This is a genomic window from Buttiauxella sp. B2 (genome assembly GCF_006376615.1).
Classification (GTDB): domain Bacteria; phylum Pseudomonadota; class Gammaproteobacteria; order Enterobacterales; family Enterobacteriaceae; genus Buttiauxella.
In genome coordinates this window covers 58,892-84,881 of record NZ_VEXQ01000009.1, presented here as the reverse complement: position 1 = coordinate 84,881, position 25,990 = coordinate 58,892, and the positions used below count along the sequence as shown (strand labels likewise).

The 25,990-nt window shown below is 48.2% G+C and carries 31 protein-coding genes; 15 read left to right on the top strand and 16 right to left on the bottom strand.

All coding sequences use genetic code 11. The annotated features are described in order from the left end of the window. Positions 1–159: 159 nt before the first annotated feature. The 4 genes from glmM to rlmE form a co-directional block, all read right to left on the bottom strand. Positions 160–1,497 carry a phosphoglucosamine mutase gene (glmM, locus tag FH968_RS12165; RefSeq protein ID WP_139879825.1) on the bottom strand — a complete coding sequence of 446 codons (1,338 nt, stop codon included), beginning with the start codon at positions 1,495–1,497 and terminating at the stop codon, positions 160–162. Beyond that, positions 1,490–2,338 (bottom strand): dihydropteroate synthase, encoded by an 849-nt coding sequence (gene folP, locus FH968_RS12160; protein WP_139879823.1) that lies wholly within the window; start codon positions 2,336–2,338, stop codon positions 1,490–1,492. Before folP ends, glmM begins: the two co-directional genes overlap by 8 nt. Before the next feature lie 101 nt (positions 2,339–2,439). Continuing rightward, positions 2,440–4,377: an ATP-dependent zinc metalloprotease FtsH gene (gene ftsH / locus FH968_RS12155; RefSeq protein WP_139879820.1), complete on the bottom strand. Its 1,938-nt coding sequence runs from the start codon at positions 4,375–4,377 to the stop codon at positions 2,440–2,442. 56 nt (positions 4,378–4,433) lie between these two features. After that, positions 4,434–5,063: a 23S rRNA (uridine(2552)-2'-O)-methyltransferase RlmE gene (gene rlmE, locus FH968_RS12150; protein ID WP_139879818.1), complete on the bottom strand. Its 630-nt coding sequence runs from the start codon at positions 5,061–5,063 to the stop codon at positions 4,434–4,436. A gap of 125 nt (positions 5,064–5,188) precedes the next feature. Here rlmE and yhbY point away from each other — a divergent pair, with 125 nt between their 5' ends. Continuing rightward, positions 5,189–5,482 (top strand): ribosome assembly RNA-binding protein YhbY, encoded by a 294-nt coding sequence (yhbY, locus tag FH968_RS12145; protein WP_139879815.1) that lies wholly within the window; start codon positions 5,189–5,191, stop codon positions 5,480–5,482. A 106-nt stretch (positions 5,483–5,588) separates the two neighbouring features. Here the strand turns inward: yhbY and greA are convergent, their stop codons facing one another. Further along, positions 5,589–6,065 (bottom strand): transcription elongation factor GreA, encoded by a 477-nt coding sequence (greA, locus tag FH968_RS12140; RefSeq protein WP_139879813.1) that lies wholly within the window; start codon positions 6,063–6,065, stop codon positions 5,589–5,591. Between the two features lie 255 nt (positions 6,066–6,320). On the opposite strand from greA, the gene dacB reads away from it, so the two are divergent. The 3 genes from dacB to pmrB are packed head-to-tail and all read left to right on the top strand — an operon-like array spanning position 6,321 to position 9,475. Then, complete coding sequence (dacB, locus tag FH968_RS12135; protein WP_139879811.1) at positions 6,321–7,754, top strand: serine-type D-Ala-D-Ala carboxypeptidase; 1,434 nt, start codon at positions 6,321–6,323, stop codon at positions 7,752–7,754. A gap of 3 nt (positions 7,755–7,757) precedes the next feature. Then, the gene (gene pmrA, locus FH968_RS12130; protein ID WP_139879808.1) at positions 7,758–8,420 is read left to right on the top strand and encodes a two-component system response regulator PmrA; all 663 of its coding nucleotides are present in this window, start codon (positions 7,758–7,760) and stop codon (positions 8,418–8,420) included. Continuing rightward, positions 8,417–9,475: a two-component system sensor histidine kinase PmrB gene (gene pmrB / locus FH968_RS12125; protein ID WP_139879806.1), complete on the top strand. Its 1,059-nt coding sequence runs from the start codon at positions 8,417–8,419 to the stop codon at positions 9,473–9,475. Before pmrA ends, pmrB begins: the two co-directional genes overlap by 4 nt. Before the next feature lie 51 nt (positions 9,476–9,526). On the opposite strand, the gene cgtA is transcribed toward pmrB, so the two are convergent. The 4 genes from cgtA to rplU all read right to left on the bottom strand — a co-directional run bounded on the left by cgtA (position 9,527) and on the right by rplU (position 12,377). Continuing rightward, entirely contained in the window at positions 9,527–10,708 is a 1,182-nt protein-coding gene (cgtA, locus tag FH968_RS12120) for an Obg family GTPase CgtA (protein WP_139879804.1), read from the bottom strand. Positions 10,709–10,724: 16 nt separating this feature from the next. Next, entirely contained in the window at positions 10,725–11,690 is a 966-nt protein-coding gene (locus FH968_RS12115) for a DMT family transporter (RefSeq protein WP_139879802.1), read from the bottom strand. 99 nt (positions 11,691–11,789) lie between these two features. Beyond that, positions 11,790–12,047: a 50S ribosomal protein L27 gene (gene rpmA / locus FH968_RS12110; RefSeq protein WP_024549632.1), complete on the bottom strand. Its 258-nt coding sequence runs from the start codon at positions 12,045–12,047 to the stop codon at positions 11,790–11,792. Positions 12,048–12,065: 18 nt separating this feature from the next. Further along, the gene (rplU, locus tag FH968_RS12105) at positions 12,066–12,377 is read right to left on the bottom strand and encodes a 50S ribosomal protein L21 (protein ID WP_034498836.1); all 312 of its coding nucleotides are present in this window, start codon (positions 12,375–12,377) and stop codon (positions 12,066–12,068) included. Between the two features lie 261 nt (positions 12,378–12,638). Between rplU and ispB the strand changes: the two genes are divergently transcribed. Next, positions 12,639–13,610, top strand: a complete 972-nt coding sequence (gene ispB, locus FH968_RS12100; RefSeq protein WP_139879800.1) for an octaprenyl diphosphate synthase — start codon at positions 12,639–12,641, stop codon at positions 13,608–13,610. A 223-nt stretch (positions 13,611–13,833) separates the two neighbouring features. Continuing rightward, the gene (sfsB, locus tag FH968_RS12095; RefSeq protein ID WP_139879798.1) at positions 13,834–14,097 is read left to right on the top strand and encodes a DNA-binding transcriptional regulator SfsB; all 264 of its coding nucleotides are present in this window, start codon (positions 13,834–13,836) and stop codon (positions 14,095–14,097) included. Positions 14,098–14,142: 45 nt separating this feature from the next. On the opposite strand, the gene murA is transcribed toward sfsB, so the two are convergent. From murA to mlaF, 7 genes are all read right to left on the bottom strand, one after another. Continuing rightward, positions 14,143–15,411, bottom strand: a complete 1,269-nt coding sequence (gene murA, locus FH968_RS12090; protein ID WP_139879796.1) for a UDP-N-acetylglucosamine 1-carboxyvinyltransferase — start codon at positions 15,409–15,411, stop codon at positions 14,143–14,145. Positions 15,412–15,464: 53 nt separating this feature from the next. After that, the gene (gene ibaG / locus FH968_RS12085) at positions 15,465–15,719 is read right to left on the bottom strand and encodes a BolA family iron metabolism protein IbaG (protein ID WP_139879793.1); all 255 of its coding nucleotides are present in this window, start codon (positions 15,717–15,719) and stop codon (positions 15,465–15,467) included. A 125-nt stretch (positions 15,720–15,844) separates the two neighbouring features. After that, complete coding sequence (gene mlaB, locus FH968_RS12080) at positions 15,845–16,147, bottom strand: lipid asymmetry maintenance protein MlaB (RefSeq protein WP_139879790.1); 303 nt, start codon at positions 16,145–16,147, stop codon at positions 15,845–15,847. Continuing rightward, positions 16,147–16,776: a phospholipid-binding protein MlaC gene (gene mlaC, locus FH968_RS12075; RefSeq protein WP_139879788.1), complete on the bottom strand. Its 630-nt coding sequence runs from the start codon at positions 16,774–16,776 to the stop codon at positions 16,147–16,149. The genes mlaB and mlaC overlap by 1 nt, the downstream gene beginning before the upstream one ends. Positions 16,777–16,794: 18 nt before the next feature. Then, positions 16,795–17,346 carry an outer membrane lipid asymmetry maintenance protein MlaD gene (gene mlaD / locus FH968_RS12070; protein WP_139879784.1) on the bottom strand — a complete coding sequence of 184 codons (552 nt, stop codon included), beginning with the start codon at positions 17,344–17,346 and terminating at the stop codon, positions 16,795–16,797. 4 nt (positions 17,347–17,350) lie between these two features. Continuing rightward, a complete protein-coding gene (mlaE, locus tag FH968_RS12065; protein ID WP_139879781.1) occupies positions 17,351–18,133 on the bottom strand; it encodes a lipid asymmetry maintenance ABC transporter permease subunit MlaE in 783 nt (260 codons plus the stop codon). A 7-nt stretch (positions 18,134–18,140) separates the two neighbouring features. Then, positions 18,141–18,956 carry a phospholipid ABC transporter ATP-binding protein MlaF gene (mlaF, locus tag FH968_RS12060; RefSeq protein ID WP_139879777.1) on the bottom strand — a complete coding sequence of 272 codons (816 nt, stop codon included), beginning with the start codon at positions 18,954–18,956 and terminating at the stop codon, positions 18,141–18,143. A 231-nt stretch (positions 18,957–19,187) separates the two neighbouring features. On the opposite strand from mlaF, the gene FH968_RS12055 reads away from it, so the two are divergent. The 9 genes from FH968_RS12055 (at position 19,188) to ptsN (ending at position 25,949) form a co-directional block, all read left to right on the top strand. Further along, positions 19,188–20,165, top strand: coding sequence for a calcium/sodium antiporter (locus FH968_RS12055; protein WP_139879774.1), 978 nt, complete (start codon positions 19,188–19,190; stop codon positions 20,163–20,165). 15 nt (positions 20,166–20,180) lie between these two features. Beyond that, entirely contained in the window at positions 20,181–21,167 is a 987-nt protein-coding gene (gene kdsD, locus FH968_RS12050; protein ID WP_139879770.1) for an arabinose-5-phosphate isomerase KdsD, read from the top strand. Positions 21,168–21,183: 16 nt separating this feature from the next. Next, the gene (gene kdsC / locus FH968_RS12045; RefSeq protein ID WP_139879766.1) at positions 21,184–21,750 is read left to right on the top strand and encodes a 3-deoxy-manno-octulosonate-8-phosphatase KdsC; all 567 of its coding nucleotides are present in this window, start codon (positions 21,184–21,186) and stop codon (positions 21,748–21,750) included. After that, entirely contained in the window at positions 21,747–22,322 is a 576-nt protein-coding gene (lptC, locus tag FH968_RS12040) for an LPS export ABC transporter periplasmic protein LptC (RefSeq protein WP_139879764.1), read from the top strand. Before kdsC ends, lptC begins: the two co-directional genes overlap by 4 nt. After that, positions 22,291–22,851, top strand: a complete 561-nt coding sequence (gene lptA / locus FH968_RS12035; RefSeq protein ID WP_139879762.1) for a lipopolysaccharide ABC transporter substrate-binding protein LptA — start codon at positions 22,291–22,293, stop codon at positions 22,849–22,851. Before lptC ends, lptA begins: the two co-directional genes overlap by 32 nt. Before the next feature lie 5 nt (positions 22,852–22,856). Next, positions 22,857–23,582: an LPS export ABC transporter ATP-binding protein gene (gene lptB, locus FH968_RS12030; RefSeq protein WP_139879759.1), complete on the top strand. Its 726-nt coding sequence runs from the start codon at positions 22,857–22,859 to the stop codon at positions 23,580–23,582. A gap of 48 nt (positions 23,583–23,630) precedes the next feature. Beyond that, on the top strand, positions 23,631–25,064 hold the full coding sequence (gene rpoN, locus FH968_RS12025; RefSeq protein ID WP_139879757.1) for an RNA polymerase factor sigma-54: 1,434 nt from the start codon (positions 23,631–23,633) through the stop codon (positions 25,062–25,064). A gap of 22 nt (positions 25,065–25,086) precedes the next feature. Continuing rightward, positions 25,087–25,374 carry a ribosome hibernation promoting factor gene (hpf, locus tag FH968_RS12020; protein WP_139879755.1) on the top strand — a complete coding sequence of 96 codons (288 nt, stop codon included), beginning with the start codon at positions 25,087–25,089 and terminating at the stop codon, positions 25,372–25,374. Between the two features lie 83 nt (positions 25,375–25,457). Beyond that, on the top strand, positions 25,458–25,949 hold the full coding sequence (gene ptsN / locus FH968_RS12015) for a PTS IIA-like nitrogen regulatory protein PtsN (RefSeq protein WP_139879753.1): 492 nt from the start codon (positions 25,458–25,460) through the stop codon (positions 25,947–25,949). Positions 25,950–25,990: the final 41 nt, after the last annotated feature.

Here is a 25,990-nt window from a genome sequence, read left to right as displayed (position 1 = left end):
CCACTGAAGCGGGTGAGAATACTAACCAAAGCCAGGGAGAGGCGCAAGGGCAATTTATTCACATTTCGCTGACTGCGGAAAAAAACAGCAATACATTGCATTTTGTTTATAAAAAAGGCGGTAGATGCCGCCTTTTCACGCTATCACCAAGGTGATGTTTTAAACTGCCTTTACTGCATCAGCAATACGATTGGCATATTCAATGACCAGTGCTTCATCTTCGCCTTCAACCATCACACGGATTAAAGGTTCTGTCCCTGATTTGCGCAGCAGCACACGCCCACGGTTACCCAGAGCTTCTTCCACTTCTGCGGTCACTTTTTTCACAGTATCGTGTTCCAGTGGATCACCGCTACCTGCTGTAAAACGCACATTAACCAGAATCTGCGGGAATAATTTCATTCCGCTGCACAAATCATGCAAGCTCATGTGGTTACGCACCATTGCAGTAAGTACTTGCAACCCTGCGACTATACCGTCACCTGTGGTAGTTTTATCCAACAGAATTACATGTCCTGAGTTCTCAGCGCCAATTCTCCAGCCTTTTTCCTGAAGTTTTTCCAACACATAACGGTCACCCACTTTTGCACGAACAAAAGGAATACCCAGCTGTTTCAATGCCAGCTCCAGACCCATGTTGCTCATCAGCGTGCCAACAGCACCACCGCGCAATTGGCCCTGCCGAAGGCCTTCGCGGGCGATGATGTAAAGAATTTGGTCGCCATCAACTTTATGGCCCAGATTATCCACCATGATCACGCGGTCACCATCCCCATCAAGAGCAATACCAATGTCAGCTTTTTCGGCTAGCACGCGCTCCTGAAGCATTCGTACGTCAGTTGCACCACATTTTTCATTGATGTTGACGCCATTTGGTTCACAACCTACCGGAATAACCGTAGCGCCCAATTCGCGCAGCACATTTGGCGCAATGTGGTAAGTCGCACCATTGGCACAATCAACGACAATTTTAAGGCCGTTGAGGCTTAATTCGTTAGGGAATGTGCCTTTGCAAAATTCGATATAGCGGCCAGCAGCATCAACAATGCGGCTAGCTTTACCCAACTCAGCAGAATCTACACAGGTAATTTCTTTTTCCATTTCTGCTTCGATAGCTTCTTCAACGTCATCTGGCAATTTTGTACCGTCAATGGAGAAGAATTTAATCCCGTTATCATAAAATGGGTTATGCGATGCAGAAATAACGATCCCGGCTTCAGCGCGGAAAGCTCGAGTCAGATAAGCAACAGCGGGCGTTGGCATAGGGCCGGTAAATGATGCTGACAATCCTGCCGCAGCCAGACCAGCTTCCAACGCAGACTCCAGCATATAGCCAGAGATACGGGTATCTTTGCCGATAATAATTTTACGCGAGCCATGGCGCGCTAATACTTTTCCCGCAGCCCAGCCAAGCTTAAGTACAAAATCAGGAGTAATAGGGGAATCGCCTACACGACCGCGAATGCCATCTGTGCCAAAATATTTACGGTTACTCATAGCGTTTTTTTTCCTTCGCTGAAAGTGTGGCTTCCACCACGCGCATCGCTTCGACTGACTCTTTCACATCGTGAACTCTAATGATACTAGCCCCCTGCATTGCAGAGATCACTGCGCATGCAAGGCTACCGCTAAGACGTTGATCCGGTCCGACGTTTAGCAGTTGGCCAACCATTGATTTACGCGACATTCCCACCAATAACGGTAAACCAAAATGGTGGAATTCGGAAAGTCGGGCTAAAAGTTGGTAATTATGGGTGAGATTTTTACCGAAACCGAAGCCTGGGTCGAGTAACAATTTTTCTTTTGCGATACCCGCCGCTTCGCAACGAGCTATTTGGTCGATAAAAAAGCGATTTACATCAGAAAACACATCTGTGTAATGAGGTGCATGCTGCATATTCTTTGGTTCACCCTGCATGTGCATCAGGCAAACAGGTAAACCTGTTTCCGCAGCAGCCTCAAGAGCGCCAGGCGCTTGCAGCGAACGAATATCGTTGATGATATGAGCGCCTACACGCGCCGATTCGCGAATAACTTCAGGTTTCGAAGTATCTACAGATATCCATACTTCAAAGCGTTGTGCAATAGCTTCTACGACGGGTATCACGCGTGACAACTCGCCCTCGACACTCACCTCAGCCGCCCCAGGGCGCGTTGACTCACCACCAATATCGATAATCGTCGCACCGGCGTTGATCATCGCGTTAGCGTGTTTAACGGCCTCAACTAACGAGTTGTGCTGTCCACCGTCGGAAAAAGAGTCTGGCGTGACATTCAAAATCCCCATGATATGAGGATGTGAAAGATCAAGCGTGCTACCCTGGGCTGTGAGTTTCATCGATACTCCCTTGATTTAACTATGGTTAAAACAAAAAACAAAAACCCCGGGACAAGCCCAGGGTTTTATAGATTACTGCATTAACATCTGGCAGATACGACTTATTTGTCGCCCAACTGCTCTGACATAGTGTTACCAGGATTAGGCGTATTCGGTTCATCAACCGGACGCGGTGCACGAGGTGTACCATTGTTGTCAGAATTGTTGTTACCGTTATTTGATTCCTCCCAACCTGCAGGTGGACGCACATCACGGCGATTCATCAGATCATCAATCTGTGGCGCATCGATGGTTTCATACTTCATCAACGCGTCTTTCATGGTGTGGAGAATATCCATATTTTCATTCAGTAGCTGGCGCGCACGAGCATAGTTGCGCTCAATCAACAGCTTAACTTCCTGATCGATGATACGTGCTGTTTCATCGGACATATGTTTTGCTTTCGCCACGGAACGACCCAGGAATACTTCGCCTTCCTCTTCCGCATACAGCAACGGACCGAGTTTTTCAGAGAAGCCCCATTGGGTAACCATGTTACGGGCAATAGATGTTGCTACTTTAATGTCGTTAGACGCACCGGTAGAAACATGCTCAGCACCATAAATAAGCTCTTCAGCCAGTCGACCACCGTACAGCGTAGAAATCTGACTTTCCAGTTTCTGACGACTTGCACTGATCGCATCACCTTCCGGCAGGAAGAAAGTTACACCCAGCGCACGACCGCGCGGGATAATCGTTACTTTATGTACCGGATCGTGCTCAGGCACCAGGCGACCAATAATCGCATGTCCTGCTTCGTGGTATGCGGTGGATTCTTTTTGCGCTTCTGTCATCACCATGGAGCGACGTTCCGCACCCATCATGATTTTGTCTTTCGCTTTTTCGAATTCAACCATCGAAACCACACGTTTGTTGCCGCGGGCAGCAAACAGAGCCGCTTCGTTGACCAGGTTTGCAAGGTCAGCACCGGAGAAGCCTGGAGTACCACGAGCAATAATTGCTGCGTCGATATCTGGAGACAACGGCACACGGCGCATATGCACTTTCAGGATTTGCTCACGGCCACGTACATCTGGCAGACCAACAACAACCTGACGGTCAAAACGACCTGGACGCAGCAACGCTGGGTCAAGCACGTCTGGACGGTTAGTCGCTGCAATAACGATGATACCTTCGTTACCTTCGAAACCATCCATTTCAACCAGCATCTGATTTAGAGTCTGTTCACGTTCATCGTGACCACCACCTAAACCTGCACCACGTTGACGGCCTACGGCGTCAATTTCATCAATGAAGATGATACATGGAGCCGCTTTCTTAGCTTGTTCGAACATATCACGAACACGGGATGCGCCCACGCCCACGAACATTTCTACGAAGTCAGAACCGGAAATAGTAAAGAATGGCACTTTCGCTTCACCCGCAATGGCTTTCGCCAGCAAGGTTTTACCGGTACCCGGAGGGCCAACCATCAGCACGCCCTTCGGAATCTTACCACCGAGTTTCTGGAAACGGCTTGGTTCGCGAAGGTACTCAACCAGCTCAGCAACCTCATCTTTTGCTTCGTCACAACCTGCAACGTCGGCAAAAGTGGTTTTAATTTGGTCTTCGGTCAACATACGCGCCTTACTCTTGCCGAACGACATGGCACCTTTACCACCACCGCCCTGCATTTGACGCATAAAGAAGATCCAAACACCAATCAGCAATAGCATTGGGAACCAAGAAATGAAAATAGAAGCCAACAAACTTGGCTCTTCAGGCGGTTCGCCTACTACTTTCACATTTTTGGTCAGCAGATTATCAAGCAGCTTAGGATCGTTAACGGGGATGTAAGTCGTGTATCGGTTACTATCTTTCTTGGTAACGTTGATTTCACGTCCGTTGATACGAGCTTCACGTACCTGGTCCTGATTTACTTCAGACAGGAAAGTGGAATAATCCACCCTACGGCCATTAGACTCGCTGGGCCCAAAGCTCTGGAACACAGACATCAGCACAACCGCGATGACCAGCCAGAGTATTAGGTTTTTCGCCATGTCACTCAAGGGATTAACCTCATATTACAACTGTGTTAACAAACAGCGTCAGGGTACTATAGTTTTCGCCCTGTCGCTACAATGTACACTTCACGTGAGCGGGCACGAGAAGAGTCCGGTTTACGAACTTTAACAGTCGTAAACAGGGAGCGAATTTCTCGCAGGTATTCATCGAAACCTTCGCCCTGAAACACTTTCACTAAAAAACTACCGCCCGGTGCAAGAACATCACGACACATTTCCAGTGCCAGTTCTACTAAATACATAGACCGAGGAATATCTACTGCCGGTGTCCCGCTCATATTTGGAGCCATATCTGACATGACAACCTGAACTTTACTGTCACCAACACGATCCAACAGAGCTTTCACGACTAATTCATCACGAAAATCACCCTGAAGAAAGTCAACACCAACGATAGGATCCATTGGTAAAAGATCGCAAGCAATGATTCGCCCCTGATTCCCGATTTGAGTCACCACATATTGTGACCAGCCCCCGGGAGCAGCACCAAGATCGACAATTGTCATTCCTGGCTTAAAAAGTTTGTCACTTTGCTGTATTTCATCAAGTTTAAACCAGGCACGGGAACGCAACCCTTTTTTCTGCGCCTGAATTACATATTTATCGCTAAAGTGTTCCTGCAGCCAGCGACTAGAGCTGGCAGAACGCTTTTTACCTGTCATCTCAATTTCCAACTTTGTTCATCGTGAGTAGCAGGCTGTAGAGTTATCAGCACAGCCGATTGGCGATACGAGAGATATGGCGGTAGAATGAACCGTTTTCAATCCCAACGTAAGCAAAAAATACGATGAATCTGAGTACTAAACAAAAACAGCACCTGAAAGGCCTTGCTCATCCGCTCAAGCCAGTAGTTATGCTTGGCAACAACGGTTTGACCGAAGGGGTGCTGGCCGAGATTGAGCTAGCGCTTGAACATCATGAGTTAATCAAGGTGAAAATCGCAACAGAAGATCGCGAAACTAAAACCTTGATCGTGGATGCCATCGTGCGTGAAACCGGCGCCTGTAATGTACAGGTTATCGGTAAAACGCTGGTGCTCTATCGCCCGACTAAAGAGCGCAAAGTTTCTCTGCCAAAATAAGCAGAGAGTGTGCAAAATGCCACGCTCTGTTAGTTGATAAAAGGCCGCAATGCGGCCTTTTTCCTTTCTTTACAATACGCCACGCCATAAAAAAGCGTAGCAGGTATTATAAATATTCCACTTTTACGATTTCAAACTCTACATCGCCACCCGGCGTGCGGATAACAACGACGTCATCCTGCTCTTTACCCACAAGGCCACGAGCAATCGGTGAATTCACCGAAATAAGATTCTGTTTAAAATCAGCTTCATCATCGCCAACAATACGATAAGTCTGCTCTTCATCGCTATCCAGATTCAAAACCGTCACACTTGCGCCAAAAATGACACGACCATTATTCGGTATTTTTGCAATATCGATAACCTGAGCGTTAGACAGCTTAGCTTCGATATCCTGAATACGGCCTTCGCAAAAGCCCTGTTGCTCACGTGCAGCATGGTACTCAGCGTTTTCTTTTAAATCGCCGTGTTCACGAGCGTCAGCAATCGCGGCAATAATTTGAGGGCGACGCACAGACTTCAGGAAATCCAGCTCTTCACGTAATCTTTCTGCGCCACGTAGGGTCATCGGAATAGGTTGCATTGTTATACCTCTTCAAAACTTTCCTGTTCAGAACTGCCTGATGGCACTTCTGAATCCAGAGCCTGGTTTGCATAAAAAGAAGGCAAACCCCTGGCACTAAGCAAAATAAAACTGACCCGGCGTAAAACACCAGGACAGTAACGGATTCCAAATTGACCTGTATTTTACCCTGGAGTTCACTGAGGGTCATCGTTTACTTTGCACTGCGATGCACCGTAGTATGACGACACGTTTCCAGGTTGTTACCGCGAGATTATGCGATTTTTTAGATTTGTGATTGGATTGACCAGTGCTGTGGTGTTTACCGTCCAGGCAGCCAACGTTGAAGACTATACCTCCCAGTTGCCCGCAGGTGCGAACCTGGCATTGATGGTGCAAAAAATTGGTGCGCCTGCGCCATCGATTGACTATCACAGTCAGCAAATGGCGCTACCTGCCAGTACACAAAAGGTCATCACGGCTTTGGCGGCATTATTGCAGTTAGGCCCAGATTTCCAGTTTACCACTACCCTTGAAAGCCATGCGCAAGTCAGCAATGGCGTCTTACAGGGTGACCTGATTGCGCGATTTGGTGGCGATCCAACGCTAAAACGACAGGATATTCGCAATTTGGTTGCAGTACTGAAAAAATCAGGTGTACAGCAAATTCAGGGCAACGTGCTGATCGACACATCGGTTTTTGCAAGTCATGACAAAGCACCTGGTTGGCCGTGGAATGATATGACGCAATGTTTTAGCGCCCCACCAGCCGCCGCGATTGTCGACCGGAACTGCTTCTCTGTTTCACTCTACAGCGCCCCCAAAGCTGACGACTTAGCGTTCATTCGTATCGCTTCTTACTATCCTGTTGTGATGAACAGCCAGGTTCGTACGCTCGCAAAAGGTTCTCCTGACGCACAATATTGCGAACTGGATGTCGTACCTGGCGATCTGAATCGCTTCACACTTACCGGCTGTATGACGCAACGAGCAGACCCTCTCCCGCTGGCTTTCGCAATACAAGATGGTGCAAGTTACGCAGGCGCAATTTTAAAAGCCGAGCTTAAAGAGGCCGGGATCAGCTACAGCGGAACCTTGTTACGCCAGACGCAGTCCAATACACCGGGAACAGTTATCGCTAGCAAGCAATCTGCCCCGCTGCACGATTTGCTAAAGGTAATGCTCAAGAAATCGGACAACATGATTGCCGATACCGTTTTCCGTACTATCGGTCATAACCGTTTTGGGGTGCCAGGAACCTGGCGTTCCGGTGCTGATGCAGTGCGACAAATCCTGCGGCAAAAAGCCGGTGTGGATTTAGGTAACAGTATCGTTGTGGATGGTTCGGGACTCTCTCGTCACAACCTTATTTCTCCAGCCACAATGATGCAGGTATTGCAATATATCGCTCAGAATGACAACCAGCTTAACTTTATCTCAATGTTGCCATTAGCCGGTTATGATGGTTCATTGCAGTATCGCGCGGGTCTCCATCAAGCAGGTGTTGATGGCAAAGTTTCTGCTAAAACCGGTTCACTGCAAGGGGTGTATAACCTTGCTGGATTTATTACTACTGCCAGCGGCCAACGAATGGCCTTTGTGCAATATTTGTCCGGCTATGCTGTAGAGCCTGCCGATCAACGCAACCGTCGTATCCCATTAGTGCGCTTTGAAAGTCGTCTCTATAAGGATATCTACCAGAATAATTAAGTTATGAAACTGCTGATTGTTGAAGACGATTTACTGTTACGGGAAGGCCTGGTACTGGCACTCAACAACGAGGGTTACGCTCTTGATTGCGCAACGACGGCTGCCGAAGCAGATGCGCTGATAGAAAGTAGTGAATACGGCATGATCATCCTCGATCTTGGCCTGCCAGATAAAGATGGCGCCACTCTATTGCGGCAATGGCGTCGCCGTAGTATCAGCACACCAGTGCTAATACTGACGGCTCGCGATGCGTTAGAAGATAGAGTGAGTGGACTAGATTCTGGTGCCGATGATTACCTGGTTAAACCTTTCGCACTCGCCGAACTGCAAGCCCGTACCCGGGCATTGATTCGCCGTTATCAGGGTCATAGCGACAACCTTCTTCAGCATGACGACCTGACGCTCAATCTGCAAACTCAGCAAGTATTGTTGCAAAACCTGCCGGTCGAAATCACCCCGAAAGAATTCGCATTACTGACGCGTTTGATGATGCGTATCGGGCAGACTGTGCACCGTGAAACATTGCAGCAAGATATCTACAGCTGGCAGGACGATCCGGGTTCAAACACGCTGGAAGTACATATCCACAATCTGCGACGTAAGTTAGGTAAAGACAGAATCAAAACAATACGTGGAGTTGGCTATCGCCTGGAGAGCCGCACATGAACAGCATGCGTCAGCGACTGATGATTCTGCTCGCACTCATTCTGCTATTTTTCCAACTCATAAGCGTTATCTGGTTATGGCATGAAAGCCGGGAGCAAATCAGCTTTCTGGTAAGCGAAACATTATCTGCAAAAGCCCGAAACCAGCACGTCGAAAAAGAGATCCGTGAGGCCATTGCTTCGTTATTGGTTCCTTCTCTGGTGATGATCGGCTTCACACTGTTTTTCTCTTTCTGGGCTATTACCTGGATTACCCGTCCGTTGAATCGCCTGCGCACCAGCCTTGCAAACCGTTCAGCCGATAACTTATCAGCTCTGCCTATGTATTCTGATATGGAAGAGATAGTTGCAGTTACCACATCCCTGAACCAATTGCTGGCGCGGCTGGACCATACCATTCAACAAGAACGTTTATTTACCGCCGATGCTGCTCATGAGTTACGTACGCCGCTCGCGGGGATACGGTTGCACCTCGAGTTGATGGCAAACTCAGGCGTGCAGCAAGCGCCTATGCTGCTGGAGCGTATCGATCAGTTGATGCATATCATTGAGCAATTGCTGATGCTCTCGCGTGCCGGGCAAGCTTTGGCAAGTGGTCATTACGACACGCTGAATTGGTATCGTGACATCATCGCACCACTCAAAATGGAAATGGAAGAGATGGTTACCTTACGTGGGCAAACCATTATCTGGGCCGAAGAAAAAGAAAATATCGTTCAGGGTGATGCCGTTTTACTTCGCCTGATGCTGCGGAACCTTTTGGAAAATGCATCCCGCTATAGCCCAGTTGGAAGTATTATAACGGTATCATTAGCTGCTCAGGATAATGGCACGAGCCTTGCCGTATCTGATCAAGGACCTGGTATCAACGAAGCACATCGACAGACGATTACTGATCCGTTCCGTCGTATGGATGAACGTTATGGTGGAAGTGGGCTTGGGCTGAATATTGTCCAGCGTATTGTCCAGCTTCATCGCGGAAAATTAGCACTGGATAACGGTCCGGAAGGTATAGGCCTACTAGTCAGCTGCTGGATCCCATCGCAAAACCAATAACTCACGAATAAAAAAGGCCGGAACATTTCCGGCCTTTTATTTGATAACGTTTTATTTCTGATAGATGATTTCGACGCCTTCGTCGTCTTCTTCATCCCAGTCGTCATCCCAGTCTTCGTCTTCTTCCGCTTCCGCGGCTTCCACTGCGTCGAGTTGCTGTTGATGATAATCATCCCACATGAACTCAACTTTCTCAGGTGCAACCGGCAGAAGTTCAGTGGCTTTAGGGTTAGCAATGATGAATTCCATTACGTCCCAGCACAGTGCATTGACGCCTTCGCGGTTCACTGCGGAGATCAGGTAGTACTTTTCTTCCCAACCCATGGCGGTAGCAATTTCTTTTGCGCGTGCTTCAGCATCTTCTTTGCTCATCAGGTCGGCTTTGTTGAATACCAGCCAACGTGGTTTCTCAGCAAGCTTCTCGCTGTATTTTTCCAGCTCACCAATGATGATGCGGGCATTTTCAGCCGGATCAGATTCATCGATTGGTGCGATATCGATGAGATGCAACAGAACACGGCAACGCTCAAGGTGCTTCAGGAAGCGAATACCAAGGCCTGCGCCATCTGCCGCGCCTTCGATCAACCCTGGGATATCGGCAACCACAAAGCTCTTCTCGTTATCCATACGGACAACACCAAGGCTTGGAATCAATGTAGTAAACGGATAATCCGCCACTTTTGGTTTTGCTGCAGAGACAGAGCGGATGAACGTAGATTTACCTGCGTTCGGTAAACCCAGCATGCCAACGTCAGCCAACAACAGTAACTCAAGTTGAATATCACGCTTTTCACCAGGAGTACCCATGGTTTTCTGGCGCGGAGTACGGTTCACAGAGGATTTGAAACGGGTGTTACCCAGACCGTGCCAACCGCCCTTAGCAACCATCAGACGCTGACCATGCTGAGTCATGTCACCCATGGTTTCGCCAGTGCCCTGATCGATTACACGCGTTCCTACAGGAACTTTAACGGTAGAGTCTTTGCCACGTTTACCGGTACAGTCACGGCTCTGGCCATTTTGACCACGTTCAGCGCGGAAAGATTTCTCAAATCGATAGTCGATCAATGTATTGAGGTTTTCATCCGCCTCAAGCCACACATCACCACCATCACCACCATCACCACCGTCCGGGCCGCCTCTGGGAATATATTTTTCACGACGGAAGCTAACGCAGCCGTTACCGCCATCACCTGCTACGACCAGGATCGTTGCTTCATCAACAAACTTCATTTCACTTCTCCGTAAATCATTCGCCCGAACGTTGTACTGGAAGAACAGCTTCGGTTTTGCGCCAACGTCCCCAAAGACGGTGACCAATGGCTGAATACATTGCACCTGAAACCACGATTAACGCTCCGCAATAACCCACAAGGTTAAGTAACGGCATGGCGAAGAAATCGGGCCAGGCTAACGCTAATAAATCTGAAAACAGCAAAGTAAACAGCGGGGTTAGCGTAATAATGGCGCTAACCTGTGCCGCCTGCCACCGTGCCATGGCTTCTGCCAGTGCCCCATACCCAACCAGTGTATTCAGGCCACAGAAAACTAAACATGCCAGTTGCCAGTCACTAAGTTGGAAAATCTTATCCAACTGAGCCAACGGCAAAAGCGCAATAGCACATAAAGTGTACAGCAAAAAGAGGATCTGTTGCGAGGCCAGGCGGCGTAATAATACCTTCTGCGCCACGCCATAGGTGACCCACACTGTCGCCGCCAGAACACCGAAAATCACCCCGAGGGTGTAATCTGTGAGGCGGGTAAAAATTTCTATCAGACTGGTATTAAAAAACATCACCAACCCGCAAAGTAACATTATGGCCCCGATGACCTGTGTGCCGCGCATTTTTTCTTTCAGCACAACAACACTTGCCACCATCATTCCCACTGGGGAAAGCTGGCCAATAACCTGAGATGCCGTCGGGCTCAGGTACTGCAACGATGAACTAAACAACAAAAAATTTCCGAACAATCCCCCTGTAGCAATGGCGAGTAATGCCAACCAACGGGGTTTACGGAACAGGCGTAAAGGTGGCAGTTTACCGCGTATAGCAAGAATGCTACCTAACCCTATACTTGCCATCAGGAAGCGATAGAAAACAACTGTCGGAGGTTCCATTACCGTCAGCACTTGCTTCATCGCAATTGGCAGAGCACCCCAGCAGATTGCCGTTGTAAGCGCCAACAGAATGCCAATGCCTGCCTGCTGTTTCATACTCAATGTCCTGCGACTTTCTTAATTTACCGGTCGCAGAATGTAAAAAGCCCCGCAACGTGTTGCGGGGCTTTTATCCGTTACCGGAACGCGAAAAACTTATTCAGCAACGATGCTGATAAACTTACGGTTTTTCGGACCTTTAACTTCGAACTTAACTTTACCGTCAGTCAAAGCGAACAGAGTATGATCTTTGCCGCAACCTACGTTGGTGCCAGCGTGGAATTTAGTACCACGTTGACGAACGATAATGCTGCCTGCCAGAACTGCTTCACCGCCGAAACGTTTTACGCCCAGACGTTTAGCTTCGGAATCGCGACCGTTACGAGTAGAGCCGCCAGCCTTTTTATGTGCCATTTAATATGCTCCCCTGTATTAAGCGCTGATGCCGGTGATTTTCACATCAGTGAACCACTGACGATGACCCTGCTGCTTACGGTAGTGTTTACGACGACGAAACTTAACAATCTTAATTTTCTCGCCACGACCATGAGCAACAATTTCAGCTTTAACCACGCCGCCATCGACGAAAGGAACGCCGATTTTGATTTCTTCACCATTAGCGATCATCAGAACTTCTGCGAACTCAACTGCTTCGCCAGTTGCGATGTCCAGCTTTTCCAGGCGAATGGTTTGACCTTCGCTGACTCGGTGTTGTTTACCACCACTTTGGAAAACCGCGTACATATAAAACTCCGCTTTCCGCACGCACCCTACGTATGTTTCAGGTGGCGCTATAAATATTCACAATAGGGCGCGAATATTACGCAAAACGAGAGCCTTTGACAAGCCCTCTCATGAAACATGGTAGAAAAAAAACGCAACATCACACGAGCCGTTTATCTGCCTCGTTTTTTCAGTACAATCTGTACTACATTATCACTCCTCTACCCTCACGTGATTCCATAAAGACATGTGGTAAACAGGACTTTAAGCCAGACTTTTGCGATGAATTTAGAAAAAATTAATGAGTTAACCGCGCAAGATATGGCGGGAGTCAATGCGGTCATCCTTGAACAGCTGAATTCAGATGTCCAATTGATCAATCAGTTAGGGTATTACATCGTCAGTGGTGGCGGTAAACGTATCCGCCCAATGATTGCTATTCTTGCTGCTCGTGCGTTGGGTTATCAGGGAAATGCGCACATCAATATCGCCGCATTAATTGAGTTTATCCATACCGCAACCCTGCTGCATGATGACGTTGTGGACGAATCCGACATGCGTCGTGGCAAGGCAACAGCTAATGCCGCGTTTGGCAATGCCGCCAGTGTTCTGGTTGGAGATTTTATTTATACCCGCGCCTTCCAGATGATGACGCAGCTCGGTTCTCTCAAGGTTCTTGAGGTGATGTCCGAAGCGGTAAACGTGATCGCTGAAGGTGAAGTTCTGCAATTGATGAATTGTAATGATCCGGATATCACCGAAGAAAGCTATATGCGGGTGATTTACAGCAAAACAGCACGCTTATTTGAAGCTGCCGCCCAATGCTCGGGTATTTTAGCCGATGCAACAGAAGAACAAGAGAAAGCGCTTCAGGATTATGGCCGTTATCTTGGTACTGCTTTCCAGCTTATTGATGACCTGCTGGACTACAGTGCTGATGGGCAAACGCTGGGTAAGAATGTCGGTGATGACCTTAATGAAGGCAAGCCAACTCTTCCACTGTTGCACGCTATGCGCAACGGTAATACTGAGCAAGAAAAAATGATTCGGGAAGCCATTCAGCAAGGTAATGGGCGCCACTTACTGCAACCCGTGTTAGATGCTATGGCTGCTTGTGGTTCTCTTGAATGGACTCAATTACGTGCTGAACAGGAAGCTGACAAAGCGATTTCCGCTCTGGATGTTTTGCCAGATAGCGAGCACAAAGAAGCATTAATTGCTCTGGCTCATATGGCTGTTCAACGAGATCGATAGTCTTTTTAGCGCGTCTAATAAAGGCGCGCTAAGTTTCCAATAATTTTATTACCACTTTATCCACACCCTCTCATACCGTTCTGTTTTCATTGATTTTCATTCACTTTGTGTGGATTCACACAGATTTGATTTTTCACGCCACTTATTGGAATCTTTTGGATTATTGCTATGTTATAAATTCCATTGAGTAAACCGGTAAAACGAAGCGGTTACAGGGAGAAACATGGAAAGTAAACATTCTGATTGGCACCCGGCAGATATCATCGCTGGGTTACGTAAACGCGGAACATCACTAGCGGCCGAATCACGAAAAGCGGGACTGAGTTCATCGACCCTGGCTAACGCGTTGACACGTCCTTGGCCAAAAGGAGAATTAATCATTGCACAGGCACTGGAGACATCGCCGTGGGTGATTTGGCCATCTCGCTACTACGATCCACAAACCAATAAGCTTATTGATCGAACCTGTTTGATGCGTAAACGATAAAAAAAACCGGGCATGCCCGGTTTTTCTCTTTTTTAACAACGAAATTTATTCGCCGCCATTACCCTTAACACGTTCAATCTGTGCACCTAACGCCTGAAGTTTATCTTCAATGCGCTCATAGCCACGATCGATGTGGTAAATACGGTCAACGACTGTTGTGCCTTCAGCAATACAACCTGCCAGAACCAGACTTGCAGAAGCTCGAAGATCGGTCGCCATCACTTGGGCACCAGACAGTTTTTCGACGCCGTGGCAAATCACTGTATTACTTTCAATCTCTGCATGTGCGCCCATACGAATAAGTTCAGGAACGTGCATAAAGCGATTTTCGAAGATGGTTTCAGTGATAACACCCGTGCCTTCTGCAACCAAGTTCAGCAGTGTGAATTGAGCCTGCATATCGGTTGGGAAACCAGGATGTGGAGCGGTACGCACCGTGACGCCTTTAGGACGCTTGCCATGCATATCCAGGCTAATCCAGTCTTCACCCACTTCGATATCTGCGCCAGCTTCACGCAGCTTTGCCAGTACTGCATCAAGCGTGTCTGGCTGAGCATTACGGCAAACAATCTTCCCGCCAGAAATCGCCGCAGCAACCAGGAAGGTGCCTGTTTCGATACGATCAGGCAATACGCGGTAAACACCACCGCCCAGACGCTTAACACCTTCAATCGTGATGCGATCGCTGCCTGCACCGGTAATTTTTGCACCCAACGTATTCAGGAAGTTCGCTGTATCAACAATTTCCGGTTCACGAGCGGCGTTTTCAATGATGGTAGTGCCTTCAGCAAGCGTTGCAGCACTCATAATGGTTACCGTGGCGCCTACGCTCACTTTATCCATCACGATGTGCGCGCCTTTCAGACGCCCCTGAACAGAAGCTTTAACATAGCCTTCCTCCAGTTTGATTTCGGCACCAAGCTGCTCAAGGCCGGTAATATGCAAATCAACCGGACGCGCGCCGATGGCGCAACCGCCAGGTAAAGAAACCTGGCCCTGGCCAAAACGTGCAACCAACGGTCCCAGCGCCCAGATAGAAGCACGCATGGTTTTCACCAGGTCATACGGCGCACAGAAAATATTTACGTCACTGGCATCAATCCATACCGATCCATTGCGTTCAACCTTAGTACCCAACTGGCTTAACAGCTTCATTGTGGTATCAATGTCTTTCAGTTTTGGAACGTTTTGGATCTCAACTGGTTCTTCAGCCAGCAAGGCGGCGAAGAGGATCGGCAGGGCGGCATTCTTCGCCCCGGAGATCGTTACTTCACCACTCAGTCGGGTTGGCCCCTGAACACGAAATTTATCCATTGCAACTGCTCTCTTTTAAATTCAAATCGTTACAACCCGCCATAGCGAGTTGCTCAAAAACCATTAAGTTTACGATCGCGATCCCACTCTTGTGGAGTGTAGGTCTTGATGGAAACAGCATGAATACGGTTATCAGCAATCAGATCCATCAATGGCGCATAAACTGTTTGTTGCTTCTTCACGCGACTTAACTCGGCGAATAACTCACCCACCGCAATCACTTGAAAATGGCTGCCATCGCCTGAGACGTGGACTTCCTGGAGGGGCAGTGCGTTCATCAGCACTGTCTGAATTTCATGATTTTCCATGGGATATAATTCGTCGGTTAAGGAAACAAGCCACACATCTTAGAGGAAAGTGGCGCAGGCTTAAATAAGCAAAAAGCCCCTGATCGAATCAGATCAGGGGCAATTATAGTAACGCTATGAAAACACTAGCCTGCAAATGCAGGAAGGATGTCTTCAGGTAGGTTATAAAGTTTGGTCAACGTCTGCAGGTTATCGCTCGCGCCCTGCAGTTCCACCTCAACGTTTTGGCGTCTGGCGAAAGCCACGAGATGAATCAAAAGCGCTAAACCTGAGGTATCAACACGCGATAAACCAGAAAGGTTAAGCACCTTGATATCTGACATTATTTTCTCACGCTGGCGCCACAAAGCCCCCACCGTATCGCTGTCCAACTCACCCGTCAGATGTAAGGTTTCCGATTCACGTTGCCAGTTAAGCTCGCCAACCATTACTTTTTCGTATCCAGTGTAATTGGCATGCGGGAGATAGATTGCAGCTGAGCTGTCAAACCATCGATACCTTTAGTACGCAGGATATCGCTCCACTCATTTTGCTTGGTGGTAATCATGCTGACACCTTCAGCAATCATATCGAACGCTTGCCAGCTACCCGTCTGGCTGTTTTTACGCCACTGGAAATCAAGACGCACTGGCGGGCGGCCATTTGGATCCACGATAGTTACACGAATTGCCACAATGGTGGCATCACCCCATGGCTGCTCGGGGGCAATTTGGTAAGATTGCCCGTTATACATGGCAAGTGCCTGGCCATAAGCTTGTTTCAGGTACGCATCGAATGCTTTGAAATAGGCATCACGCTGGGCTGGTGTTGCATCTTTATAGTAACGACCTAGTACCAATGCGCCTGCATATTTTACTTGCACATAAGGCATTAGTTCCTGAGCAACTATTTCACGCAAATAATCTGGATTTTGGCGAATTTTAGGCTGTTCGCTTTTCAAGCGATCAAAGGTTTTTTGTGCCGCTTCGCCCATTAACTTGTAGGGATTACTTTGATCCGCAGCATTCGCCAGTGGCGCGATAACTAACATCGCAATCATTATAAGTCGTTTAAACATAGATTCTTTCCCCTTAAATTAGTGCGTCGTGCCAGGCTGTGGCGCCGCACTATTATTCTCTGAATCCTGCGATGAGGAATCCCCTGAATTCTGATTATCGCTATTGCTGCTCTTATATAAGAATTGGCCAATCAGGTCTTCCAGCACCAGGGCTGATTTCGTGTCCTGAATCGTCCCCCCCTCTTTAAGGATAGATGAACCGAGTTCAGGGTCATCGAAACCGAGGTTCAACGCGAGATATTGTTCACCGAGCAGGCCTGATGTGCGAATCGCCAGCGAGCTGGTATCTGGGATATGGTTATAGCGTTGTTCAATATCCAGAGTGACACGAGGCAAGTACGTTTTCGGATCAAGAACAATTTCATCAACACGACCAATCACCACACCGCCAAGGCGTAGAGGTGAGCCAGTTTTCAGGCTACCGATATTGTCAAAGGTCGCGTAAACCCGATATGTTGGCTCACTGCGCAAGGAAGTGACATTCGCCACTTTTAGACACAAGAAGACGATGGCAGCCAGTGCAATAATTAAAAATGCTCCAACCCCAGTTTCAAATTTCTTAGTTTGCATGAAATTAATTCCCAAACATCAGTGCTGTAAGCACAAAATCCAGACCCAAAACGGCCAGCGAAGCGTGCACAACGGTTCGTGTTGTTGCCCGGCTAATCCCTGCGGACGTTGGAATAGCATCGTAGCCATTGAATAAGGCAATCCAGGTTACTGTTATTGCAAACACCACGCTCTTAATGACACAGTTAACCAGATCAGTGCGCCAGTTGACGGCATTTTGCATCGCAGACCAGAAGAAGCCTGCATCGATTCCCTTCCAGTTCACCCCGACCAGAGCACCGCCCCATATGCCGACTGCGACAAAGATAAGTGTCAGCAATGGCAAAGAAATAACACCAGCCCAAAAACGTGGCGAAACTACACGGCGTAAAGGATCAACTGCCATCATCTCCATACTGGAAAGTTGTTCTGTTGCTTTCATCAAGCCAATTTCTGCGGTCAACGCAGACCCTGCCCGCCCAGCGAACAGTAATGCAGCTACAACAGGCCCAAGCTCACGCAGTAATGACAAAGCAACTAGCATCCCGAGGCTTGATTCCGCACTATATGTGGTCAGTACCAGGTAACCCTGTAGGCCCAGAACCATGCCGATAAACAAACCTGAAACGATGATAATAATCAGCGACAACACGCCAACGTTATACAGTTGGCGAACAAGCAAAGGTGCGTGTTTACGGAACTCAGGTTTCCCCACCACCGCATTGAAAAGCATTATCCCTGCCCGGCCAAATGACGCGCAGGTTTTCAGCCCCCGCCGTCCGAACGATGCCAGTGCATTAAAGAGCATGAGCAACTTAACTCCCTGTTTCTGATAATAAGTCATTCCGGTAATCCGTTGCAGGATAGCGGAACGGTACTGGCCCATCGGCAATACCATCTAGGAACTGACGTACACGCGGGTCACTATTTTCGCGCAAGGCTGTTGGAGTACCTTCAGCCACAATGTGCTGATCCGCCGCTATATAGGCGTAATCGGCAATACTCAGTACTTCTGGTACGTCATGCGAAACCACAATACAGGTCACACCCAACGCGCTGTTTAATTCTGAGATCAGTTTGACCAGCACGCCCATGGTAATAGGGTCCTGGCCAACAAATGGCTCATCAAACATAATCAGATCGGGTTCAAGTGCGATGGCGCGGGCAAGTGCTGCCCGTCTTGCCATACCACCAGAAAGCTCGTTAGGCATCAGTTTAGCGGCCCCACGTAATCCTACCGCTTCAAGCTTCATCATCACGGTGCTACGCAGTAACTCTTCCGGTAAACGGCGATGTTCACGCAGCGGATACGCCACATTTTCAAAGACATTGAGATCAGTAAACAGCGCACCGGATTGAAACAGCATGCTCATGCGTTTGCGTACGTTATATAAACGCGAACGTGACATTGCTGGCACGTTTTCACCGTCAAACAGGATTTCGCCGCTGTCGGGCTGAATTTGGCCACCGATCAGTCGTAATAAGGTCGTCTTACCAATACCTGAAGGCCCCATTATGGCGGTAATTTTGCCACGCGGCACGTTCAGTGAAATATTGTCAAAGATGCGCCGACTGCCGCGGGTAAAACTGACACCGCGAATTTCGACCAGATTCGTCTGTGTCTGGCTCATCATCTTTCCTTTTATCAAGTTCACGGACGAAGCACTGGTTGAAATCTCAGTTCCAGCCCAATAATTTTACAGAATAATACTCGTCCCGATTAGCGAAAACAGGCATTTGTTTTACTTTTCTGCCACATAAAGTCAGAATTAAGAATTCATACCACACCCTACAGATCTGTACGCTCTGCCGGTACTTTCACAGCACAAGACCGGCGATTATACCTGAATAAAGGATTTTGCATGCTGTTAGCTACAGCTCTGTTAATTATCGGTTTGCTTTTGGTCGTCTATGGTGCCGATCGGCTTGTGTTTGCCGCATCAATACTTTGCCGCAGTTTTGGGGTTCCGCCATTGCTTATCGGTTTAACCGTGGTGAGCATCGGGACATCTTTGCCTGAACTCATCGTCGCAAGCTCTGCCGCTCTGCATGGTCAAATGAATTTAGCGGTGGGGACGGCATTAGGCTCAAATATCACCAATATTTTGCTGATTCTGGGCTTAGCGGCTCTTTTGCATCCATTTACCGTGAATTCCGATATTCTACGGCGTGAATTACCCTTAATGTTAGTCGTAAGTGCCGTTATCGGATGGCTTCTTTTCGATAACCAGCTAAGCCGTATGGATGGCGTGCTATTGATTGCTGTTGCGGTAGCTTATCTGCTATTTACGATTAAAATAGCGCGCCTCGCCGGAAATGAAGGTGCTGATAACCTGACCCGCGAACAACTGGCAGAGCTTCCCCGTGAAGGAAATCGCCCTGTCGCATTTTTATGGCTTGCCGTGGCCTTAATTATTATGCCAATGGCGACACGCATGGTCATCGATAACGCCAGTGTTCTGGCGCATTATTTTGGTGTAAGCGAGTTAGTAATTGGCCTGACGATTATTTCGGTTGGCACAAGCCTGCCGGAACTTGCTACGACAATCGCAGGTGCACGCAAAGGTGAAGATGATATTGCGATTGGTAATATCATTGGTTCGAATATTTTCAATATTGTATTGGTGCTGGGTATTCCGGCACTTATTGCGCCTGCTGAAATAGACCCCCTCGCATTTGCTCGGGACTATTGGGTTATGTTGGTCGTCAGCACCATTTTTGCAATACTTTGCTGGCGCAAGCCTCGCTCTATCGGCAAGACGGCGGGTGCTCTGTTAACATGTAGTTTCTTCGTATGGATTGTGGTGCTGTGGTTCGTTGCATCACCAGTCGTAGGGTAAAGCGGAACGAAAATTATGTCACAGATAGATTTGCAACCGGGTTTTGACTTTCAGCAAGCAGGTAAAGAAGTACTGAAGATTGAACGTGAAGGCCTGGATCAGCTTGAGCAATACATCAATACAGACTTCTCTATGGCCTGTGAAAAAATGTTCTATTGCCAGGGCAAAGTGGTCGTTATGGGCATGGGTAAGTCTGGTCACATCGGTAAAAAGATGGCAGCAACGTTTGCCAGCACTGGCACGCCGTCGTTTTTTGTACACCCAGGTGAAGCAAGCCACGGCGACCTCGGTATGGTTAGCACGCAGGATATCGTCATCGCGATTTCAAACTCGGGTGAGTCAAACGAAATTCTGGCGCTGATTCCGGTTCTCAAGCGTTTACAGGTGCCACTAATTTGCATCACCAGCCGCCCGGAAAGCTCGATGGGTAAAGCAGCTGACGTCCATTTGTGTGTAAAAGTGCCGCAGGAAGCCTGTCCGCTTGGCCTGGCGCCAACATCCAGCACCACTGCTACGCTGGTTATGGGTGACGCGCTTGCCGTTGCGCTGCTCAAAGCACGCGGCTTCACCGCAGAAGATTTTGCACTTTCTCACCCAGGCGGCGCATTGGGTCGTAAACTATTACTACGTGTCAGCGACATTATGCATAGTGGTGACGAGATCCCTCATGTCAGCAAAGATGCGTCATTACGTGATGCTCTGTTGGAAATAACGCGCAAAAATATGGGGATGACCGTAATCTGTGACGATCTTATGAAAATCGAAGGGATCTTCACTGATGGTGATTTACGCCGCGTCTTTGATATGGGCGTTGACCTCCATTCCCTAAATATTGCAGATGTCATGACTGTTGGAGGTATTCGTGTTCGCCCAACTCTATTGGCAGTGGATGCACTGAATTTGATGCAGTCTCGCCATATTACCTCAGTGTTGGTGGCAGATGGCGACCAACTACTCGGTGTGGTACACATGCATGACATGCTACGCGCAGGCGTGGTTTAACAAAGGATTAGCCTTAATGAGTAACCATGAAGCGACTCTTGCCACTTGTTATGGACCGGTAAGCGCGCGCGTGATGGAGCGGGCTGCAAACGTGCGCCTGCTCATTTTAGATGTTGACGGTGTGATGTCTGATGGGCTGATTTACATGGGCAACAGCGGCGAAGAGCTGAAAGCATTCAATGTACGTGACGGTTATGGCATCCGTTGTGCGCTGACTTCTGATATTGAAGTCGCAATAATTACAGGTCGCAAAGCAAAGTTACTTGAAGACCGGTGTGAAACACTTGGCATTACCCATCTCTATCAAGGTCAATCTGACAAGCTTATCGCTTTTCAGGACTTATTAGATAAGCTGGCCATTCCAGCGGATCAAGCGGCTTATGTTGGGGATGATTTAATTGACTGGCCCGTAATGGCTAAAGTGGGTTTGAGCATAGCTGTATCGGATGCTCATCCGTTACTTATTCCACGTGCTGACTACGTTACACGTATTGCTGGCGGGCGTGGGGCAGTACGCGAAGTCTGCGATCTCCTTTTACTGGCTCAAGGAAAGCTTGATGAGGCCAAAGGGCTATCTATATGAGTAAGACCAGACGTTGGGTTATCATCCTTCTTTCATTGCTGGCATTAGTGTTGATTGGTGTAAATCTGGCCGATAAAGACACCGTTGCCCCGCCTACGGTGAATAGCACTGAACCAACTTATAAAAGTGAAAACTCCACGACGCTCGCCTACAGTCCCGAAGGGGCATTAAATTATCGGCTGGTCGCGGAACACGTTGAATATTTTTCCGATACTACCGTTTCGTGGTTCACCAATCCGGTGATGACGCAGTACGACGAAAACAAAGTTGCAACCTGGTCATTACGAGCAGATCGCGCCAAACTTACTAACGATCGGATGCTGTATTTGTATGGGAATGTGGTGCTAACGGCTCTGACACCAGATTCACAACTACGCAAAATTACCACGGACAATGCGCAGGTTAATTTAGTCACTCAGGATGTTGCCTCTGATGACAAGGTAACCTTGTACGGAACCAGCTTTAACTCCAGCGGCCTTAAAATGCGTGGTAATTTGCGCAGTAAAAATGCCGAGCTGATTGAAAAGGTTAGAACATCCTATGAAATCCAGAATAAACAAACTCAGCCTTAATTTAGTACTGACTAGTACGCTTTTAGCCGCCAGTTTTTCGGCATTTGCGCTGACCGGTGATACCGATCAGCCGATTCACATTGAATCTGACCAACAGTCGCTGGATATGCAAGGCAACATCGTCACCTTCACCGGCAATGTTATTGTGACGCAGGGTAGTATCAAAATTAATGCAGACAAAGTAGTTGTGACCCGTCCTGGCGGCGAGGAAGGTAAAGAGATAATTGATGGCTACGGTAAACCAGCCACTTTCTATCAGATGCAAGATAGCGGTAAGCCAGTGAATGGCCATGCATCTACCATGCACTATGAGTTACAAAACGATTTTGTGGTGCTGACCGGTAACGCTTATCTTGAACAGGTCGACAGCAACATTAAAGGCGACAAGATTACCTATCTGGTTAAAGAGCAAAAAATGCAGGCCTTTAGTGAGAAAGGGAAACGAGTGACTACCGTTCTGGTCCCTTCTCAGTTGCAGAAAAAAGACGGCCAGGCAGCTCCGGCTCCTGCCCCGAAAAAGAGTAACTAATTCGTATGGCTACTTTAATTGCAAAAAACCTCGCTAAGGCCTACAAAGGCCGCCGCGTTGTCGAAGATGTAAGCCTGACCGTTAAATCAGGTGAAATTGTTGGTCTACTTGGCCCAAACGGCGCAGGGAAAACCACTACTTTTTATATGGTTGTGGGAATTGTGGCGCGTGATGCGGGCAGTATCGTTATTGATGACGAAGACATCAGCCTTCTGCCGCTTCATGCACGCGCTCGCCGCGGTATTGGTTACTTGCCACAGGAAGCATCAATTTTCCGCCGTTTAAGCGTGTTCGATAACTTAATGGCCGTCCTGCAAATTCGTGACGATCTTACAGCCGAGCAACGTGACGATCGCGCCAATGAGCTGATGGAAGAGTTTCACATCGGGCATTTGCGTAATAACCTCGGGCAGTCATTGTCCGGTGGTGAACGTCGCCGTGTAGAAATTGCTCGCGCATTAGCTGCCAACCCGAAATTTATTCTTTTGGATGAACCTTTTGCGGGTGTTGACCCCATTTCGGTTATCGACATCAAGCGAATCATCGAACATTTGCGGGACAGCGGGCTTGGTGTGCTGATTACTGACCATAACGTACGCGAAACGTTGGCGGTTTGTGAACGAGCCTACATCGTAAGCCAGGGCCATTTAATCGCTCATGGCACACCGGCAGAAATCCTGGAAGACGAGCAGGTTAAGCGTGTGTATCTGGGCGAAGAGTTCAGACTCTGATAGGGTAGGAATCATTAATCGTTATACCTGAGGACGCTCGCTCTGAATATGAAGCAAGGTTTGCAATTACGGCTTAGCCAACAACTTGCTATGACTCCCCAGTTACAGCAGGCGATTCGTCTGTTGCAACTGTCGACGATAGAGTTGCAGCAAGAACTTCAGCAAGCACTGGAAAGCAACCCACTGCTTGAGCAAACCGATCTGCATGAAGAAATCGAAACTCAGGAAGTTCGTGATAATGAAGCGTTAGATACTCGTGAGGCTCTCGAACAGAAAGAAATGCCTGATGAGTTACCGTTGGATACCAGCTGGGATGAAATCTACACCGCGGGTACGCCATCGGGAACTGGAACGGATTACATTGATGACGAATTGCCGGTTTATCAGGGGGAAACAACCCAGTCACTCCAGGACTATCTGATGTGGCAGGTCGATCTCACCCCGTTTTCGGATACCGATACCGCTATTGCAACATCGATTGTTGATGCCGTCGACGAGATGGGTTACCTCACGGTTTCACTGGAAGAAATTCTGGAAAGCATGGGTGATGACGAAATCACAATCGACGAGGTGGAAGCGGTACTCAAACGCGTGCAGCGTTTCGATCCTGTTGGCGTTGCCGCACGCGATCTACGTGATTGCCTCCTCGTCCAGCTATCACAATTCGCCCGAGAAACACCGTGGCTGGTAGAAGCTCGCCTGATTGTCAGCGATCATCTGGATTTGCTCGCCAACCATGATTTCCGCAGTCTGATGCGCGTCACGCGTCTGAAAGAAGAAGTGCTGAAAGAGGCGATGTGCCTGATTCAGTCTCTTGATCCGCGCCCAGGGCAATCCATTCAGACCAGCGAACCCGAGTATGTCATTCCAGATATTCTGGTTAAAAAAATGCAGGGCCGCTGGGCGGTTGAGTTAAATGCCGACAGCATTCCGCGTCTGAAAATAAATCAGCAGTACGCTGCGATGGGCACAAACGCCCGCAATGACAGTGACTCACAATTTATCCGTAGTAATCTGCAAGAAGCAAAATGGCTGATTAAGAGCCTTGAAAGCCGCAATGATACGCTGCTGCGCGTTAGCCGCTGTATCGTTGAGCAACAACAAGGCTTTTTTGAGCATGGTGAAGAACACATGAAACCTATGGTTCTCGCTGATATTGCCCAAGTGGTCGAAATGCATGAATCGACTATTTCCCGTGTGACGACGCAAAAATATTTGCACAGCCCGCGCGGGATATTTGAACTGAAATATTTCTTCTCAAGCCATGTGAATACCGAAGGTGGAGGTGAAGCCTCTTCAACGGCGATTCGAGCATTGGTTAAGAAGTTAATTGCTGCGGAAAACCCCGTGAAACCACTGAGTGATAGCAAGTTAACGACTATGCTATCCGATCAAGGGATCATGGTGGCACGCCGCACTGTTGCGAAGTACCGAGAGTCTTTATCCATACCACCGTCAAATCAGCGTAAACAACTGGTGTGACTTAACCGATAAGGAAGACACTATGCAGCTCAACATTACAGGACATAACGTCGAAATCACTGACGCACTGCGCGATTTTGTGAGTACGAAGTTTGCCAAACTGGAGCAGTACTTCGACAGAATTAACCAAGTCTACATTGTGTTAAAAGTGGAAAAAGTCACGCACATTGCCGATGCAACGCTACATGTGAATGGTGGTGAAATCCATGCCAGCGCAGAAGGCCAGGATATGTATGCGGCTATTGATGGTCTGGTTGATAAACTGGCACGCCAGTTAACCAAACATAAAGATAAACTAAAACAACACTGATAATCCGGGCAACTGTTTTGGCATAGACGGCTCGTTGCCTGGAGTAACGGGCCGTTAGCATAACAGGAGGCTTAGGTGAACTTATGATGAACAACGATTCTGCTCTACAACTAAGTAATGTCCTGAACCAAGAATGTACCCGCACGAATGTACATTGCCAGAGTAAAAAACGTGCACTGGAAATCATCAGTGAACTGGCAGCAAAACAACTCGGCTTACCATCCCAAGTGGTCTTTGAAGCCGTGCTGACGCGTGAACGCATGGGTAGTACCGGCATCGGTAATGGTATCGCCATTCCTCATGGGAAACTGGAAGAAGATACTACCCGCGCTGTTGGGGTCTTTATTAAACTGGAAACCCCTATCGCGTTTGACGCTATCGATAATCAACCGGTAGATCTAATGTTTGCGTTGCTTGTTCCGGCGGATCAAACAAAAACGCATTTACATACTTTGTCTCTGGTGGCAAAACGTCTAGCGGACAAAACAATTTGCCGACGCCTACGTACAGCACAAAGTGACGAAGAGCTTTATCAGATCATTACCGAAACAGAAAACGGTAGTGAACATGAATAATCTGGCTGCGGTCACGTGGATGCCACAGCAAGAGAAGTTGG

Bases quoted from the DNA above. Each gene is read 5' to 3' on its own strand.
- glmM (WP_139879825.1), bottom strand. From the start codon at position 1,497: ATGAGTAACCGTAAATATTTTGGCACAGATGGCATTCGCGGTCGTGTA.
- folP (WP_139879823.1), bottom strand. From the start codon at position 2,338: ATGAAACTCACAGCCCAGGGTAGCACGCTTGATCTTTCACATCCTCAT.
- ftsH (WP_139879820.1), bottom strand. From the start codon at position 4,377: ATGGCGAAAAACCTAATACTCTGGCTGGTCATCGCGGTTGTGCTGATG.
- rlmE (WP_139879818.1), bottom strand. From the start codon at position 5,063: ATGACAGGTAAAAAGCGTTCTGCCAGCTCTAGTCGCTGGCTGCAGGAA.
- yhbY (WP_139879815.1), top strand. From the start codon at position 5,189: ATGAATCTGAGTACTAAACAAAAACAGCACCTGAAAGGCCTTGCTCAT.
- greA (WP_139879813.1), bottom strand. From the start codon at position 6,065: ATGCAACCTATTCCGATGACCCTACGTGGCGCAGAAAGATTACGTGAA.
- dacB (WP_139879811.1), top strand. From the start codon at position 6,321: ATGCGATTTTTTAGATTTGTGATTGGATTGACCAGTGCTGTGGTGTTT.
- pmrA (WP_139879808.1), top strand. From the start codon at position 7,758: ATGAAACTGCTGATTGTTGAAGACGATTTACTGTTACGGGAAGGCCTG.
- pmrB (WP_139879806.1), top strand. From the start codon at position 8,417: ATGAACAGCATGCGTCAGCGACTGATGATTCTGCTCGCACTCATTCTG.
- cgtA (WP_139879804.1), bottom strand. From the start codon at position 10,708: ATGAAGTTTGTTGATGAAGCAACGATCCTGGTCGTAGCAGGTGATGGC.
- FH968_RS12115 (WP_139879802.1), bottom strand. From the start codon at position 11,690: ATGAAACAGCAGGCAGGCATTGGCATTCTGTTGGCGCTTACAACGGCA.
- rpmA (WP_024549632.1), bottom strand. From the start codon at position 12,047: ATGGCACATAAAAAGGCTGGCGGCTCTACTCGTAACGGTCGCGATTCC.
- rplU (WP_034498836.1), bottom strand. From the start codon at position 12,377: ATGTACGCGGTTTTCCAAAGTGGTGGTAAACAACACCGAGTCAGCGAA.
- ispB (WP_139879800.1), top strand. From the start codon at position 12,639: ATGAATTTAGAAAAAATTAATGAGTTAACCGCGCAAGATATGGCGGGA.
- sfsB (WP_139879798.1), top strand. From the start codon at position 13,834: ATGGAAAGTAAACATTCTGATTGGCACCCGGCAGATATCATCGCTGGG.
- murA (WP_139879796.1), bottom strand. From the start codon at position 15,411: ATGGATAAATTTCGTGTTCAGGGGCCAACCCGACTGAGTGGTGAAGTA.
- ibaG (WP_139879793.1), bottom strand. From the start codon at position 15,719: ATGGAAAATCATGAAATTCAGACAGTGCTGATGAACGCACTGCCCCTC.
- mlaB (WP_139879790.1), bottom strand. From the start codon at position 16,147: ATGGTTGGCGAGCTTAACTGGCAACGTGAATCGGAAACCTTACATCTG.
- mlaC (WP_139879788.1), bottom strand. From the start codon at position 16,776: ATGTTTAAACGACTTATAATGATTGCGATGTTAGTTATCGCGCCACTG.
- mlaD (WP_139879784.1), bottom strand. From the start codon at position 17,346: ATGCAAACTAAGAAATTTGAAACTGGGGTTGGAGCATTTTTAATTATT.
- mlaE (WP_139879781.1), bottom strand. From the start codon at position 18,133: ATGCTCTTTAATGCACTGGCATCGTTCGGACGGCGGGGGCTGAAAACC.
- mlaF (WP_139879777.1), bottom strand. From the start codon at position 18,956: ATGAGCCAGACACAGACGAATCTGGTCGAAATTCGCGGTGTCAGTTTT.
- FH968_RS12055 (WP_139879774.1), top strand. From the start codon at position 19,188: ATGCTGTTAGCTACAGCTCTGTTAATTATCGGTTTGCTTTTGGTCGTC.
- kdsD (WP_139879770.1), top strand. From the start codon at position 20,181: ATGTCACAGATAGATTTGCAACCGGGTTTTGACTTTCAGCAAGCAGGT.
- kdsC (WP_139879766.1), top strand. From the start codon at position 21,184: ATGAGTAACCATGAAGCGACTCTTGCCACTTGTTATGGACCGGTAAGC.
- lptC (WP_139879764.1), top strand. From the start codon at position 21,747: ATGAGTAAGACCAGACGTTGGGTTATCATCCTTCTTTCATTGCTGGCA.
- lptA (WP_139879762.1), top strand. From the start codon at position 22,291: ATGAAATCCAGAATAAACAAACTCAGCCTTAATTTAGTACTGACTAGT.
- lptB (WP_139879759.1), top strand. From the start codon at position 22,857: ATGGCTACTTTAATTGCAAAAAACCTCGCTAAGGCCTACAAAGGCCGC.
- rpoN (WP_139879757.1), top strand. From the start codon at position 23,631: ATGAAGCAAGGTTTGCAATTACGGCTTAGCCAACAACTTGCTATGACT.
- hpf (WP_139879755.1), top strand. From the start codon at position 25,087: ATGCAGCTCAACATTACAGGACATAACGTCGAAATCACTGACGCACTG.
- ptsN (WP_139879753.1), top strand. From the start codon at position 25,458: ATGATGAACAACGATTCTGCTCTACAACTAAGTAATGTCCTGAACCAA.